A 14,912-nucleotide genomic window follows, 5' to 3' on the forward strand; every position below is an offset into this window, starting at 1 on the left:
TAGAGTTTCGATGTGGGTCGAAACTTCGTGGACTTCCATCTCAGCCCCGGCGACATCCAGGCGGTGCGCTTTGGCGTCTCTCCCGGCCACGAACTTGCGCACGCGGTGCGCATCCTGCTGCGGCCAGCGCAGCATCCGCTGATGTGGGGATGGCTACGCGATGCGCGCGGGCGACTCCCCCGCGATGCCTTCGCCCTGCTCAGCCAGGTGATCGGCAGCGACGGCTATCTCCCGGATTTCCTCACCACGACGCCGCGGTGGGACCTGACTCCGACAGACGAGGTGGCCGCCCTGCGCGTGGCAGACCTCGGCCCGATGCGCGTCGACCTCGACAAGATGATCCTGCGTTCGTCTGGTGATCGGCAGCAGCTTTTGCGTGCGATGCGCTCCGACCCACGGCGTGCGCGTGCGCAGATCGCGGACGCTTGGGAAGAAGTATGGGCAGCGTCGCTCGAGCCAGTATGGACGCAGCTGGAGCGGATGCTGCGCGCAGACATCGCGGTCCGCTCTCGCACGATCGCCACTGATGGACTGGCCTCGATGGCCGCGGGATTGGATCCGAAGGTGAGCTGGGGCGACGGCGCGGTGCGCGTCGAGATGCGCGTGCACAGCGAGCAGGTCGACTGCCGCGGAAGCGGACTCGTACTGGTGCCATCGGTGATGTCGTCATGGGGATGCATGGTGCTGACCGAGCCGCCGGCGCAGCCCACACTCTTCTACCCCGCACGCGGTGTCACCGCCGAATGGGCGCGCGATCCGGCATCCACAGCAGAAGCGCTCAGCGCGCTGATTGGCCCGGCCCGCGCCGACATTCTGCTCGCCGCTCACGCTGCACGCACCACGTCACAGGTCGCTGTGGATACCGGTGTCGCAGTGTCGACGGCATCCCATCACCTCACGGTGCTGCGCGAGTGCGGGCTCATCGCCAGCGAACGCGACGGCAATCGGATGCTGCACACCCGCACGCCGCTCGGCGAGGCGATGATCGGAGCCCGTCTATGATTACGCCACGCGCTCGACCTCGACCGCGCCGCGCATCCGTCGCCCGTACGCGACCGCAGCAACCGCGGCTAGCGCGACGAGCACCAGTGGAATGATCAGCGCCGCACGCAGTCCGAACTCGTCACCGGCGAAGCCGAGCGCAGGCGGACCGACGAGGAACGCAACATACCCCAGCGTGGCAACCAGCGACACCCGGGCAGCGGAATCGACCTCGGAATCTCCCGCCGCTGAGATCGCCACCGGGAATCCGAGGGACGCCCCCAGCCCCCAGAGAATCACAGCCGCCGTTGCCGCCGCCTGACCGTCTACGAAGATGATGATCGCCAGGCCGATCGTCGCGAATACTCCGCTGGCGCAGAGCACCACAGCCCGGCCGAAACGGTCGATGAACCATGCTCCGATGAACCGACCGGTCGTCATCGCGGCTGCGAACACCGCGTAGATCGCTGATCCAGATGCCGCATCGAACCCGTGCCCGTCGACCATCACCAGCGGCAGCCAGTCATTCGCCGTACCCTCCGCCAGTGCCATCGCCAGGATGATGACACCGATCAGCAGCAGGGTCGGATCACGCCACAGGTGTGTGTTCGAACGGCGCACGGCTCCGGATGCGGTGCGCTCGACGCGCCCCGTTCCCGCGGGGATCCGCGGCACCGAGAAGATCACCGCGAGAAGTGCGACGACGCCCACCAGAATCAGGTGCAGTTGGACAGGGAAGGCGGATGCAGTGGCGAACATTCCGATCAACGCGCCGATGACGGTGCCAAGGCTGAAGAATCCGTGCATCTGAGGCAGGAATGATCGACCCGTCAGCCGTTCGACGTCGGCGCCCTCGACATTGAGCACGACTTCTCCGCCGCCCATGCCCGCGCCGAAAAGGAAGAGCCCCACTGCGACAAGAAACGGCTCGCCGAGCCCCGCACCCACGCCGATCGTCGGCATGCTGATGACGATCGTGCTCGCGCCCGCCGCGATGACGGGACGCGCTCCGAAGCGTGCGACGAGCAGCCCCGACACGAGAATGCCCAGCATCGAGCCGAGCGAAAGCCCGAACAGCACGAGCCCCATCTCCAGCGTCGATGCGCCGAGCAGGTCGCGAATGTCCGGGGTGCGGGTGACCCAGGAAGCGATTCCGATACCGGGAACGAGGAAGAGTGCAGCGAGAGCGAGCCGCCGCAGACGGATGGTGATGATCGTGGTCCCCTCAGAGCGCGTGCGAGAGCACACAAGAGAATCGTACTGGGGACCGGACCTTCATTCCTCGACGGCGATCGGCCGGTGCTCGTAGTACGTCTGCAGCACGACTGTGGTCCGCGTGCTGACGTTCGCAGTGAGGCGCACATCACTCACGAGCTGCTCCAGCGCCCGCGGCGAAGCCACTCGGACGAACAGCATGTAGCTCGCATTGCCCGCGATCGAATGGCACGCCTCGATCTCGGCGATGGGCTCCAGCAGTTCGGGCGCATTGTCCGGCTGGGCGGGGTCCAGAGGCGTGATCTCGATGAACGCCGCCAGCGGTTTGCCCAGCGCCTCCGGGTCGAGGATCGGCCGGTAGCCGGTGATGACGCCACGGGATTCGAGCCTGCGCAGCCGTGACTGCACGGCGGAACTCGAAAGCCCGACGGCCTCCGAGAGCTGCGCCAGCGTGGCCCGCGCATCATGCGAGATCTCGGTGATGATCCGACGGTCGACAGCATCTTCCATAAGTGGAAGAATATCGGTGAATCATCGATTCAACCGTAAACATTCCGCCATACTCGCGATCGGAGGTCCCGATGTCTACAACTCCCGCCCAGCTCAATGCCATCATCGGCGAACCCGAGGTCGTCGAGGATGCCCGCGCTGCCGAAACCTCTGCGGCGTGGCTGCAGATGAAGGATGCCGCAATCGCGCTGCGCGAGCTGCAGGTGAAGGACGGGTCGATCCCTGGTGCTCACGAAACCGCGCACGCGCACGTCGCGGCGATCACCGCTGCAATTCGGGCGCTGGCGCCTGCTTTCCCGCACGATGCGGAGTACCTCGCGGCATCCATCACAGACTTCGAGCGGTGGGCTGCGGGGGGATTCGGCGTGCCGGACTTCCTCGACTCACTCGTCGCGTTCCAGCCGCAGCAGCACCGGGTTGACGGCATCCGCCATCTCGTCATCTTTCCGATGTACACGCAGAACGGCTCGCCGGACCGGCTGGTCGAGGCGCTGATCGTCGAGGCGATCTGGCCCGAGTTCATTGCCGAACTCGAGGCCGGAGACTACGGAAACAAGCTGTTCGTCTCGCTGCGGCTGATCGACTTCACCCCCGGCTACGACACGAACTCGGCCGTGCTGTTTCCCGAAACCGTCGCGATGCGCGAGATACCGACCTTCACCTGGGGTGCGATCTTCCAGGACCGCGAGGCTGCGCGTTACCGGCGTGTGGTGCGCGCGGCATCCGAGATCACCAAGCTCGATCTGCCCGCGGATGCGACGCGGATGCTGGATGACCAGGACCTCACGGAGAAGACGTTCGTGATGTGGGACATCATTCACGACCGCACGCACATGCGCGGCGATCTGCCGTTCGACCCGTTCATGATCAAGCAGCGGATGCCGTACTTCCTGTACTCGTTGGAAGAGCTGCGCTGCGACCTGACCGCGTTTCGGGAGTCGGTGGCGATTCAGAAGCGGCTGTCTGCGCGGGATGACCTGTCGGCCATCGAGCAGCAGATGTGCGAGCACGCGTCTCTCGTGCAGTATGCCGTGATCTTCGACCGGATCTTCCGCTTCGCGATCACCGGCTCGCGCGTGCGCAACTACGACGGGCTCGGCGGGCAGCTGCTGTTCGCATGGCTGCATCAGCGCGGCGTGCTGCACTGGACCGACACGCAGCTCACGTTCGACTGGCCCGAGGTGCCGGATGCGGTGATCGCGCTCGGCGATGCGATCGACGAGTTGTACTGGCGCTCGATCGATCGGCCGAAGAAGGCGCACTGGCTCGCGGCGTACGAGCTGGTTCGCGGCGTGCTGGCGCCGAATCCCGCCTCGGTCTGGGCGCGCGGGCTGTCGGATGACGTACTCGCCGGCATGCCGAAGGGCTACACCGACGAAGTGCTGGACGATGAGTTTCCGCTGTCGATGTTCTTCGAGGCGCTGGAGAAGAAGATGCGACCGGTGATCGAGTCGACGGCCGGGATCCGTGGCAGCGATGAGTGAATGCGGCGTGCGGCATCTTCGGAGAAGTTCAGCTTCTTCGGACGTTTCGGATCAGTTCGTCCGAAGAATGCGTACATCTCCGAGGTTCGCGCTCGGGGGTGCAAGGTGAGTGCGTCACGGCGCACTGTCTTGCTCGCCGGCGCGACGAGTGCGGCCGGGCTGGCAGTCGCACAGGCTCTGATCGCAGCGGGCGCCCGAGTGGTCGCGACTGGGCGTTCGGCGGAGCGGCTTGCCGCACTTCGGGATGCTGGCGCGGAGGTTGAGGTGGCCGATGCCATGTCACTTGCCTCGATGACCGAGCTTGCCGCGCGGCTCGGCCCGGTCGACGGCGTCATCTCGCTCGTCGGCGGCTGGCGCGGAGGCGGAGGTCTTGCCGGGCAGTCCGATGAGGACTTCGATGCACTGCTCCCTGCGCTCCAGGCTGTGCGTGCGACGAGTCGTGCGTTCGATTCGGCGCTGCGCGCCTCGGATGCGGGCCGCTTCGCGATCGTGTCCTCCGTAGCCGTCGCGCGGCCGCTCGCAGGAGGAGCGAACTACGCTGCGGTCAAGGCTGCGAGTGAAGCCTGGGCTAGGGCCGTTGCGCAGGGGTTCGCGAAGGGTGCTCGGGATTCCGGCGAGCCGCTGCGCGCAGCATCCGTCATCTTCCGCGCAAAGGCGCTCGATCCGGAGTCGCTCGCGCGTGCCGTCGTGAGTCTCTGGGCAGCGGAGGCCGCCGAGCTCAACGACCGGGTGATCGACCTGGCCTGAGCCGCGCGGACGCGCTCACTGACGCGGCTCGGGGATCGACGGCGGGAACCCGCGCACCGGCGGCCCGACATCAGGTGCAACCTGGTCACCCGCATCCGCACCAGAGGTAGCCGTACCCGCACCCGTACCCGTACCCGTACCCGTACCCGTACCCGTACCCCCACCATCCGAGCCTGCATCTGCCTCGCCCATCTGCTGAACAGGCGCGTGTGCGTACAGCTCGGTGAGCCTGCGGTACGAGCGCGTGAAGAAGGCGAGGATGCCGACGACGACCATGATCATTCCGGCGAAGAAGCAGACCAGTGCGATGCCGCGGGCCTCCCCCTCGCCCAGCAGCCAGCCCCAGCGCTGCTGACCGGCCGGAGTCTTCATATACGGGATGATCAGGAACTCCGCGATCGGCGCGATCATGAACGCCGTGATCGGCGCGGCACCGGCTTCCATCGCCGCCGCGACCCCGAACACCCTGCCCTGCCGCTCGAACGGCACGACCTTCTGGATCACGGTCTGCTCTGCCGCTTCCACCGGCGGCACCAGCGCCATGTACAGCCAGATGCCGATCGCGTACAACGGCCACCACTCGCGGATCATGAAGACTGCGCCCAGCAGCCCCATCGCGATCACCACGAGGAGCATGGTCCGCATCGGCTTCTTGCCGAGGCCGAATTTGGCCACCATGGCCCCGCCGATCAGGAAACCGGTCGAGGTCACGCCCAGCACGATCCCCCACATTTCCACAGAGAACAGCGTCAGCCCATAGGGGTCCATGAGCGCCATGTACGCACCGCCGATGAGGTTGTTGAACGTCGAGAAGATGATCAGCGCGAAGAGCCCAGGAGCGAGCCGGATCGCCGTGACGCTGCCGCGGAAGTCCAAGGCGCTCGATGCATTCGGATCGGGATGCGGCTTGCTCTCGGGGATGTGGATGAACCACAGGTGCACGAATGTCACACCCATCGCGACGATCGCGATCACGAGCGTCCAGCCCATGCCCAGCAGACCTATCGACAGCCCCGAGAACACGCTCGTCACCATGAACGCGATGCCCTGCACCGTGCCGACCAGACCGTTCGCGTTCGCGCGTTTCTCCTCCTCGACGAGAAGCGTGACCGTCGTCGATAGCGCGATGTTGCGCAACTGCTCGATCACACCGCCGAACAGGATGATGCCGGCGAACAGCCAGAACCACGGTCCGCCGAGGTTCAACAGATCAGACTCCGGTCGCCACAGGTAGAGCACGCCCGCCACCGCAAAGGCCACGGCCGAGACCACGCTCGAGAGCACCATCACCGCATGTTTTCGATGTCGGTCAACGATCGTTCCGAACACCATCGCGAAGAACGCCACGAACAGCATGTAGGCGCCGCCGATGATGCCCGTCGCGAGCACTGACTGCGTCTCGATGTACACCCAGAACGTCAGAGCGAACCACAAGAAGCTCGTCGTCACATTGGCGATGAGAGTGTTGACCAGGACGTTCACGAACGCGCGGTGCGCGATCATCTTCGCTTGGTCGGCTGCTGCCGTCTTCGGCTCCATAGGGAGAGAATAATCATCGCCGCCGACATTCGACAGAGCAACTTCGACACTCGTTCGAGCATCCGACATAGGCTGGTTCGGTGAGCACACTGCATGACCCCGCGATCCGGGGATTCGCGTCGGACAACTACTCCGGCATCCACCCCGAGGTCCTCGCGGCGATCGCCGCGGCGAACGACGGACACCAGGTCGCGTACGGCGAGGACCAGTACACCGAGCGCCTGCAGGAGGTCTTCCGCGGCCACCTCGGCGACGGCATCCAGGTCTTTCCGGTGTTCAACGGCACCGGTGCGAACGTCGTCGGCCTGCAGTCGATGCTTCCTCGCTGGGGTGCGGTGATCACGGCATCCACCGCGCATATCAACGTCGACGAGGGCGGTGCCCCGGAGCGGATCGGCGGGATGAAGCTGCTCACGGTGCCGACGGAGAATGGCAAGCTCACTCCGGAACTCGTCGACCGCGAGGCCTGGGGCTGGGGCGATGAGCACCGCGCGCAGCCGCTGGTCGTCTCGATCACACAGTCCACTGAGCTCGGCACGCTCTACACGGCCGAGGAGATTCGCACGCTGGCCGATCACGCGCACGGCCACGGCATGCGCCTGCACATGGACGGTGCCCGACTCTCCAACGCCGCGGCGGCCCTCGACCTGCCGCTTCGCGCCTTCACGCGCGATGCCGGGGTTGATGTGCTCAGCTTCGGCGGCACGAAGAACGGCGCCATGCTCGGCGAGGCGGTCGTCGTGCTGGATCCCGAAGCATCCGCCGGTCTGATCTACGGGCGCAAGTACAACATGCAGCTGTCCTCGAAGATGCGCTTCATCTCCGCACAGCTGATCGCGCTACTCGAGGGCGATCTGTGGCTGCGCAACGCGCGCCACTCCAACGCGATGGCCGCACGTCTGCGCGCCGGCATCGAAGCGGGGCTTCTCGGGGGAACGATCCGGGGTGTCGAGTTCACCCAGGAGACGCGAGTGAACGGCGTCTTCGCGACGCTGCCCGAGGGCGTCGCCGACACGCTGCGCGAGTCGTTCCGTTTCTACGACTGGGATGCCGCGAAGAACGAGGTGCGCTGGATGTGCAGCTTCGACACGCAGGAGAGCGATGTGGATGCCTTTATCGCCGAGATCGGCCGGCTCACGACGTCCTAGTATCCATTCATTGGAATAGAAACTAGGGTCTTTTCGTTGTACTCAATACACGGCCGCAGCGCCTTGCTGGCGGTCGTTCACTGAGGAAAGAGGAGATCATGACTCGTTTCGAAGGCCGCGTTGCACTGGTTACCGGCGGCGCCAGCGGAATTGGTAAGGCGACAGCGCTGCGCATCGCATCCGAGGGCGGGACGGTCGTGATCGCCGACGTGCAGGATGACCTGGGCGCTCAGATCGTCGCTGAGATCGAGAAGTCCGGTGGCAAGGGCCTCTTCATCCATCTCGACGTCACCAGCGAAGACGGCTGGATCGACGCCGTGGCAAAGACCGTCGATACGTTCGGCGGGCTGCACGTCCTCGTGAACAATGCCGGCATCGGCGACACCGAGCCGATCGAGGTGACCTCGCTCGCAACCTGGGACAAGGTCGTCGCCGTCACCCAGACCAGCGTGTTCCTCGGCATGAAGGCCGCAGGTGAGGCACTCAAGAAGAGCGGCAACGGCTCGGTCGTAAACATCAGCTCGATGTACGGGATCGTCGGGTCGGGCGTGAGCCCGGCCTACCACGCAGCTAAGGGTGCCGTACGTCTGCTCACCAAGACCACGGCTCTGGGCTGGGCCAAGGAGGGTGTGCGCGTGAACTCCGTGCACCCCGGATTCATTGACACCCCGATCCTCGGCGACACCGACCGCGACATGCTGATCGCTGGCACGCCGATGGGACGCCTGGGCAAGCCCGAGGAGATGGCAGCGATGATCGCTTTCGTCGCCAGTGACGACGCCAGCTTCGCCACCGGTGCGGAATTCGTCGCCGATGGTGGCGTGACCGCCGGCTAGGTTCTCACCCCGCCCCAACTCCAGCTCGCCCGCAGCGCGGCGGGCGGGCTGGCCGGCGGGGTGAGTCAGCGCAGCAGACCCAGACTCGCGAGGGCGTGGCGGATGAGTGTGCCGCGCCCTCCTTCCATCTCGGCAGAGACTGCATCGGATGCCGCCGCCTCCGGAGAGAACCAGGTCACTTCGAGCGCATCCTGACGCGGCTCGCAGGTGCCGGTAACCGGCACGACGAACGCAAGTGACACCGCGTGCTGACGGTCGTCGTGGTAGGCGCTGACCCCAGGAATCGGGAAGTACTCGGCCACGGTGAACGGCAGCGGCTGCGGCGGCAGCAGCGGGAAGGCCATCGGCCCCAGATCGTTCTCGATGTGCCGGAACAGCGCATCGCGCACCGGCTCGCCATAACGCACGCGTCCAGAGACGATCGTGCGAGTCATCTCGCCCATCGGCGTGGAGCGCAACAGGATGCCGATCTCAGTGACCACTCCTGCCCCATCGGTGCGCACCGGAATCGCCTCGACGTACAGCATGGGTATATGTCGTCGCGCCTCGGCGAGTTCGACCTCGCTCAGCCATCCGGGATTAGTCGCGTCTGAAGGCAACTCGCTGAACTGAGAGAGATCGTCATCGGAGCCCTCGGGATCCGGATCTGGTGTGCGCACCGCCATGTCTCATTTCTACCAGTGTCCGCGCTCGCTGGCAGGATGGTGTCTGTGAGCGACAACCTGACACTCGACGCGGATGCTACGCGCTGGGCTCCCGACACCCGCAACGGACTGCCGTTACTCGTGCTGCTGCATGGCTATGGCGCCGACGAGCATGACCTGTTCGGGCTCGTTCCCTATCTTCCTGAGGGCATCGCCGTGGCGTCGATCGCTGCCCCTCTGACGCCGCCGTGGCCGGCGCCTGGTCGCTCGTGGTATCCGATCGACGGCCTGAATGGTCGAGATCCGGATGCGGTAACCCACGCCGCGCGCGCCGTGCTCGACTGGCTGGATGCTCATGCCGGCAATGTGCCGACTGCCCAGGCCGGCGAATCGCCGAGGATCGCGCTGCTCGGTTTCTCACAGGGCGCCGCGGTGTCGCTGCAGGCGTTGCGGTTGGATGCTGCGCGCTTCGGCGCTGTCGTCGCCCTCAGTGGCTACGCCTCACCCGGTGATCTGCCAGATGATGAGGCACTGCAAGAATCGCGCCCGTCGGTGTTCTGGGGCCGAGGCACGAACGATGACGTGATTCCGGCGCCCCTGATCGCACACACATCGCAGTGGCTACCCGGCCACTCAGAGCTCACCGGACGCGTTTACCCCGGCCTCACCCACAGCATCTCCGAGGCCGAACTGCTCGACGTGAAGATCTTTCTGGAGAAGTGGCGGGACGACTCAGCGGGCTGAGCCCGGAGCATCCTCGTCGGGAAAGTCTTCAACGGCGTCATCGGCCTTCGGCCTGCGGCGCCGCCCGATTGAGCCGATCGCAATCGCGAAAGCCACGCCGATCGCAATGCCGATCCCGATTCCGACGCCCATGTTGTCCAACGCCGACCCCGTGGCGACGCCGACACCCATGCCAATGGCGATGCCGGCACCCCAACTCAGTCGCTGGCGCATCTCGCTGCCGCTCATCTCGTTGTCAGCCATGACTCCACCGTACGAGGTCTCAGACGCCGCGGCATCCTCCGGACGGTGGACATTCGCGACACGCCCGGGTAGCATCGACGAGTCCTGTCCGCCGTGTTTGGAAGTTCATTGATCTGATCTGTCGCCTCCGCGCTCCTCTTTCCGCGCGCTGACACGACGATCCTTCCCACCGGTTTCGCCTCCGCCTTCTCGGCGTCGAGCGGCGACCCGTGTCAGTGCATCCGCACATCTTCGGGAGATACCCATTGTCATTGCACACCCCTCACGCATCGGTCACCCTCGACCGCCTCTCATTCACCTGGCCGGACGGCTCCACTGCACTCGACCGGCTCACCGGATCGTTCGGCGACGGACGCACCAGCCTGGTCGGCCGCAACGGCTCAGGCAAGTCCACGCTGCTGCGCCTGATCGCCCGCGATCTGACCCCCACAACGGGATACATCGCCACCACCGGTGACGTCGCGTACCTGCCGCAGCGCCTCACTCTCGACACCGATCGACGAGTCGCTGAGCTGCTCGGCGTCGTGGATGCCCTCGACGCCGTCCGCGCCATCGCCGCCGGCGACGTCGCATCGGAGCACTTCGACGCGGTCGGCGACGACTGGGACATCGAGGCACGCGCCGAGGTGTCATTGGCCGAGGCAGGCCTCGATCCATCGTTCCTCGACCGCAGCGTCGGTGAACTCTCCGGCGGTGAGGCGGTACTCGTCGCGATTGCAGGCATCCGCCTTCGGCACGCGCCGATCACGCTGCTGGACGAGCCGACCAACAATCTCGACCGCGATGCTCGCGCAAAGCTCGCCGACATGGTGCGCTCCTGGAAGGGAACGCTGATCGTCGTCAGCCATGATGTGTCACTCCTCGAGCTGATGGATGACACGGCCGAGCTGTATGCGCACAACTTGAGCGTGTTCGGCGGGCGATACTCCGCATGGCGCGCCTGGCTGGATGCCGAGCAGGATGCTGCGCGTCAGGCCGAACGCGATGCGAAGCAGAGCCTGAAGAAGGAGAAGCGCCAGCGCATCGAGGCCGAGACGAAACTCGCGGGCCGCGCGCGCATGGCCAACAAGGCATTCGTTGAGAAGCGAGTGCCGAAGATCATCGCGAACGGCAGGAAGATGGCTGCCCAGGTGTCGGCGGGAAAGCTGCGCACCGAGGTCGCGGAGAAGGAGCATGACGCGCGCGCTGCGCTCGACGAGGCCGGTCGACGGGTGCGCGGCGACGCGTCGATGAAGATCGAGTTGCCCGATCCGGGTGTGTCGAGCTCTCGACGCATCGCCACGATCAGCGATGGAGAGCGGTCCTGGGTGATCCAAGGTCCGGAGCGAGTGGCGCTGATCGGTCGCAACGGCATCGGCAAGACGACGCTCTTGCAGCGTCTGGTGGACGGCGGCCAAAACGGCGCTCTCATCGCTGAAGCCCACACCGACCGGATCGGGTACCTGCCGCAGCGCATCGACGGGCTCGACGAATCCCGTTCGGTAGTCGAGAACATCGCCGAGGCTGCGCCGAGCATTCCCGAGAAAGACCTGCGCAATCGTCTGGCGCGATTCCTGATCCGCGGCGACACGAGCGACCGTCCAGTAGCCACATTGTCTGGCGGTGAGCGCTTCCGGGTTGCGCTGGCGAAGCTGCTGTTGGCTGACCCCGCACCACACCTCGTGGTGCTGGACGAACCGACGAACAATCTCGATCTAGACACGGTCGATCAACTCGTCGATGCTCTGCGCGCCTACCGCGGTGCAGTGCTGGTCGTGAGCCACGATGACGCGTTCCTGGGACGACTCGAGCTCGACCTCACGCTGGAAATCGACGAGCAGGGGTTTTGCCGAACGGTCGCGGGAGGCAGGATGGGTGCATGAATCCTCTCGTACGGCCCCGCAAGGGTCGCGTCATCGCAGGAGTGTGCTCCGCGCTCGCCACCCGGTTCGGTGTCAGCCCGACGACGGTTCGCGTGATCACTGTGCTTGCCGTGCTGTTCGCCGGGCTGTCGCTTTGGGCGTACATCCTGCTCTGGATCATCGTTCCGAACGAATCCTGACCCGTCGGGCGATCACCGCAATCCGTGATCGACCTGCGGGACGTCGGTGTGTGCTGCGCCGGACACCATCCGGGCGGCCGGCGCAGCACACGTGTCGCTAGTAGCTGTACGTCACCTTCACGTCGCCGTCAGAGATCTCGACTTCACCGTAGAACGAGATGGACACTTCATCCGTGACATCCTCAGACGAACCGAAACTCGTTTCGGTGTATGCAGCTGTCGCCTCGCCGCCATCCGCGGAGAAACGTAGCCCGTCGCTCGTGAGCTCGATCGTCGGATAGCTGATGATGGTCCAGGCGACCGGAGTGTCGGACGGGTAGACGTACGTGCGAAGCGGGCATCCGTCGGACCGAGCCGCGGTTGATTCGGCGCACGTGTCCAGCAGCGTGTTCACCTGCTGCTGCACCTCTTCGACGAGCTTCTCGGTCGGAGCGAACACGAAATACGTGCTCGCAACCAGGCCTGCACCGACTTGCAGCTGCGAGGACTCGAGCTCGTACAGCCCATCACCGTCAGACGTGACCTCGTAGATGGCCGGGTAGAGCGCGACCTCGGTGCTGCGATATGAGGAGCTTTCATCGATGTCGAGCGGCACATCCCCGATCGACAGCGCGCCAGGTCCGTCGACGTCGATACGCACATTCTGGACGAGGGGCGTGGAGATCTTCCACGTGTTGAGGACGAGCCACTCATGTTCGCCCTTCTCCGCCGTGAGGGTGCCGTCCTGCGTCACTCCGTCGAGCTTGAATGAAACTTCCAGGTAAGCCTGGTCGCTCCCGTCGATCCCGATCGATCGGACGGAGACGTCGGAGATCCGCTCGGTCGCCGACTTCAACACTTCATCTGTCAGGTGTGCGCGTGCCGCGTTTGAGACATCCGGGTCGACGAGCGCGTTCGCCGCCGAGGCATTTCCGCTGGCAATGTGCCCCAGGTAGGTGAGTGCGACCGCATCCGCCGTGCGTGTGCTGTTGAGGACGGATACGCCCACCGCACCCACGATGCCCAGCACGATCACTGCGCCGACACCGATGCCGCTCCACAGCAGACCCTTCTTCGCTGCGGGGCTGAGCGGCTTGGGCGGTTCAATCGGCGGGACCGCCTGCATAGCCGCCTCGCCCTCAGCCTGCGGCGCACCACCGAGAATCAGGTCGTGACTGCCGGGAACGCCAGCGACACCGGCGCCGGCAGCGGCTGCGGGAGCAGCCACCCAGGTGCCGACCGTTGCGCGACCTGCGACAAATGCGTGCACCTGCGGCGAGAGACCGTACAGGATCGCGGGCAGGTACTGCGCGCCAAACTCGATCGCCGCCGCCCAGATGAGGAACACCACCGGAGTCCATACAGCCAGCGCGAGACCCGCCGTGCCGCTCCCGCCGACGCTGCCGAATGAGCCTCCGCCCTGGACCGTGAGGCCAAAGGTGAACAGTCCGTGCAGCACCCAGGCGCCGAAGATGACCACCGGGAACTTCCACGCATCGACGAGGTTCAGCCCGACCTTGCGTGGACGCCGCGTTCCGATCCATACCGCGGCGACCACCGAGAACAGCAGCGCGACCACGACGAGCAGCCATGACCAGCCGCTGGTGCTGAAGACGGTCATCGTCTCGACGCCCCCGAAGGATCCGAGCCCCGAGTGCAGGGTGAAACCGCCCAGGTGTCCGATGATGATCGGGATGCCGATGAGGTTAAGCAGACCGAAGATCACCACAGGAAGCGCACCGGCTCCGATCTGATCCCACAGGAGGATCGTGCCGAAGATCACGGTGATCACGCCGAACACGAACGTGAGGCCGGCCGTGTAGAACAGCGCCTCGCGGACGAACCTGGGCAGCACAGTGATGCTGTCGCCGATGGCGCGCAACCAGTTCACGCCTGCACGAGCCCGTGCACCGATGACGCGGCCGAGGAAGACCGTGCCGCCGACCAGGATCGTGCCGAACAACACGATCCGGAAGCCGGCGCTGCTGATCGCGATCTCGACGCCGCTGCCGCCCTGCCGGATGGTGAAGATCAACGTGAGGATGACCAGCACGAGGCTCGTGGCGAGCCCCACTCCGCCGCTGAAGAGCAGTCGATTGCGGATGCCGCGCAGCGGCGCAGTGCGCTCCTGACGGATGCTCCACCAGAGAAGCAGTACGAGGACCGCGACCGTGAGAGTCAGCGGGAACGCCCAAAGCGCACCGCCCGCGTTGGCACCGAATCCGCCAATGCCTGTGGAGACCTGCAGGCTGATCTCCCCACCGAACACGAAGCCGGCGAGCGTGAACGCGATGAGCACGAAGCCGCCGATACCGCTGAAGGCATCGACCGAGATAGGCAGACCAAGATCTCCCAAGGAGCTGCCCGCAGTAAGGACCACGGCGATTGCCAGGATGAGTCCGGCAACGAACGCGCCTCCGACAGCGATACCTGCCGTGGACAGTCCGCGGAGCAGATGTCCCTTCACCTCTGGCGTGAGCGTGGGTGCGGCGACGGCTGGCGCGGCAGGCGCGGCAGGCCCGGCGACGGCAGGTCCAGCAATGGCAGGCTCAGCCGGTGTGACCGGTGTGACCGGCGCCGACGGAAAAACGGGTGCCGGTGGTGCTGGCACGGTCACCTCTGGAACGGCCACCTCTGGAACCGCGGCCTCCGGCACCGTGCCCTCGTTGTCAATATTCGAATCGCTCATGCGTCCCCTCAATAAAAAGCAGGCTCCTCCCCTCCGGTGGAACCTGTGCCCTTTCTGTGTACCACCTGGGAGTGGCATCCACCAATGCGCGCCGCGCCAGACTACACATTCG

14 protein-coding genes are annotated in these 14,912 nt (G+C 65.5%); 8 read left to right on the forward strand and 6 right to left on the reverse strand.

Annotated elements, in window-relative coordinates:
- Nucleotides 1–12: 12 nt before the first annotated feature.
- Entirely contained in the window at nt 13–1,002 is a 990-nt protein-coding gene (locus ACSU1G_RS30900) for a DUF5937 family protein (protein WP_439284876.1), read from the forward strand.
- Here the strand turns inward: ACSU1G_RS30900 and ACSU1G_RS30905 are convergent, their stop codons facing one another.
- A complete protein-coding gene (locus tag ACSU1G_RS30905; RefSeq protein ID WP_439284878.1) occupies nt 1,003–2,229 on the reverse strand; it encodes an MFS transporter in 1,227 nt (408 codons plus the stop codon).
- Between the two features lie 27 nt (nt 2,230–2,256).
- Entirely contained in the window at nt 2,257–2,706 is a 450-nt protein-coding gene (locus ACSU1G_RS30910; RefSeq protein WP_439284880.1) for an Lrp/AsnC family transcriptional regulator, read from the reverse strand.
- Between the two features lie 71 nt (nt 2,707–2,777).
- Between ACSU1G_RS30910 and ACSU1G_RS30915 the strand changes: the two genes are divergently transcribed.
- Both ACSU1G_RS30915 and ACSU1G_RS30920 read left to right on the forward strand, forming a co-directional pair.
- Nucleotides 2,778–4,190, forward strand: a complete 1,413-nt coding sequence (locus tag ACSU1G_RS30915; protein ID WP_439284882.1) for a DUF6421 family protein — start codon at nt 2,778–2,780, stop codon at nt 4,188–4,190.
- Between the two features lie 105 nt (nt 4,191–4,295).
- Nucleotides 4,296–4,937 carry an SDR family oxidoreductase gene (locus tag ACSU1G_RS30920; RefSeq protein WP_439284884.1) on the forward strand — a complete coding sequence of 214 codons (642 nt, stop codon included), beginning with the start codon at nt 4,296–4,298 and terminating at the stop codon, nt 4,935–4,937.
- Between the two features lie 15 nt (nt 4,938–4,952).
- On the opposite strand, the gene ACSU1G_RS30925 is transcribed toward ACSU1G_RS30920, so the two are convergent.
- Nucleotides 4,953–6,476 carry an MFS transporter gene (locus ACSU1G_RS30925; RefSeq protein WP_439284886.1) on the reverse strand — a complete coding sequence of 508 codons (1,524 nt, stop codon included), beginning with the start codon at nt 6,474–6,476 and terminating at the stop codon, nt 4,953–4,955.
- A gap of 80 nt (nt 6,477–6,556) precedes the next feature.
- On the opposite strand from ACSU1G_RS30925, the gene ACSU1G_RS30930 reads away from it, so the two are divergent.
- Both ACSU1G_RS30930 and ACSU1G_RS30935 read left to right on the forward strand, forming a co-directional pair.
- Nucleotides 6,557–7,624 carry a threonine aldolase family protein gene (locus ACSU1G_RS30930; RefSeq protein ID WP_439284887.1) on the forward strand — a complete coding sequence of 356 codons (1,068 nt, stop codon included), beginning with the start codon at nt 6,557–6,559 and terminating at the stop codon, nt 7,622–7,624.
- Nucleotides 7,625–7,722: 98 nt separating this feature from the next.
- On the forward strand, nt 7,723–8,460 hold the full coding sequence (locus ACSU1G_RS30935) for an SDR family NAD(P)-dependent oxidoreductase (RefSeq protein ID WP_439284889.1): 738 nt from the start codon (nt 7,723–7,725) through the stop codon (nt 8,458–8,460).
- Nucleotides 8,461–8,525: 65 nt separating this feature from the next.
- Here the strand turns inward: ACSU1G_RS30935 and ACSU1G_RS30940 are convergent, their stop codons facing one another.
- Entirely contained in the window at nt 8,526–9,125 is a 600-nt protein-coding gene (locus ACSU1G_RS30940; protein WP_439284891.1) for a DUF4916 domain-containing protein, read from the reverse strand.
- A gap of 36 nt (nt 9,126–9,161) precedes the next feature.
- Between ACSU1G_RS30940 and ACSU1G_RS30945 the strand changes: the two genes are divergently transcribed.
- Nucleotides 9,162–9,848, forward strand: coding sequence for an alpha/beta hydrolase (locus tag ACSU1G_RS30945; protein ID WP_439284893.1), 687 nt, complete (start codon nt 9,162–9,164; stop codon nt 9,846–9,848).
- Here the strand turns inward: ACSU1G_RS30945 and ACSU1G_RS30950 are convergent.
- Nucleotides 9,837–10,091: a hypothetical protein gene (locus ACSU1G_RS30950; protein ID WP_439284895.1), complete on the reverse strand. Its 255-nt coding sequence runs from the start codon at nt 10,089–10,091 to the stop codon at nt 9,837–9,839. The two genes, ACSU1G_RS30945 and ACSU1G_RS30950, sit on opposite strands and share 12 nt — an antisense overlap.
- 251 nt (nt 10,092–10,342) lie before the next feature.
- Between ACSU1G_RS30950 and ACSU1G_RS30955 the strand changes: the two genes are divergently transcribed.
- On the forward strand, nt 10,343–11,953 hold the full coding sequence (locus ACSU1G_RS30955) for an ABC-F family ATP-binding cassette domain-containing protein (RefSeq protein ID WP_439284897.1): 1,611 nt from the start codon (nt 10,343–10,345) through the stop codon (nt 11,951–11,953).
- Nucleotides 11,950–12,132 carry a PspC domain-containing protein gene (locus tag ACSU1G_RS30960; RefSeq protein WP_439284899.1) on the forward strand — a complete coding sequence of 61 codons (183 nt, stop codon included), beginning with the start codon at nt 11,950–11,952 and terminating at the stop codon, nt 12,130–12,132. Before ACSU1G_RS30955 ends, ACSU1G_RS30960 begins: the two co-directional genes overlap by 4 nt.
- Before the next feature lie 97 nt (nt 12,133–12,229).
- Here ACSU1G_RS30960 and ACSU1G_RS30965 read toward each other — a convergent pair whose 3' ends face one another.
- Complete coding sequence (locus ACSU1G_RS30965) at nt 12,230–14,800, reverse strand: hypothetical protein (protein ID WP_439284901.1); 2,571 nt, start codon at nt 14,798–14,800, stop codon at nt 12,230–12,232.
- Nucleotides 14,801–14,912 lie beyond the last annotated feature (112 nt).

Source organism: Microbacterium sp. A93, assembly GCF_051842835.1.

Coding starts and splice junctions, on each gene's coding strand:
- ACSU1G_RS30910 (WP_439284880.1), bottom strand. CDS start 2,706: ATGGAAGATGCTGTCGACCGTCGGATCATCACCGAGATCTCGCATGAT.
- ACSU1G_RS30915 (WP_439284882.1), top strand. CDS start 2,778: ATGTCTACAACTCCCGCCCAGCTCAATGCCATCATCGGCGAACCCGAG.
- ACSU1G_RS30925 (WP_439284886.1), bottom strand. CDS start 6,476: ATGGAGCCGAAGACGGCAGCAGCCGACCAAGCGAAGATGATCGCGCAC.
- ACSU1G_RS30935 (WP_439284889.1), top strand. CDS start 7,723: ATGACTCGTTTCGAAGGCCGCGTTGCACTGGTTACCGGCGGCGCCAGC.
- ACSU1G_RS30940 (WP_439284891.1), bottom strand. CDS start 9,125: ATGGCGGTGCGCACACCAGATCCGGATCCCGAGGGCTCCGATGACGAT.
- ACSU1G_RS30945 (WP_439284893.1), top strand. CDS start 9,162: ATGGTGTCTGTGAGCGACAACCTGACACTCGACGCGGATGCTACGCGC.
- ACSU1G_RS30950 (WP_439284895.1), bottom strand. CDS start 10,091: ATGGCTGACAACGAGATGAGCGGCAGCGAGATGCGCCAGCGACTGAGT.
- ACSU1G_RS30960 (WP_439284899.1), top strand. CDS start 11,950: ATGAATCCTCTCGTACGGCCCCGCAAGGGTCGCGTCATCGCAGGAGTG.
- ACSU1G_RS30965 (WP_439284901.1), bottom strand. CDS start 14,800: ATGAGCGATTCGAATATTGACAACGAGGGCACGGTGCCGGAGGCCGCG.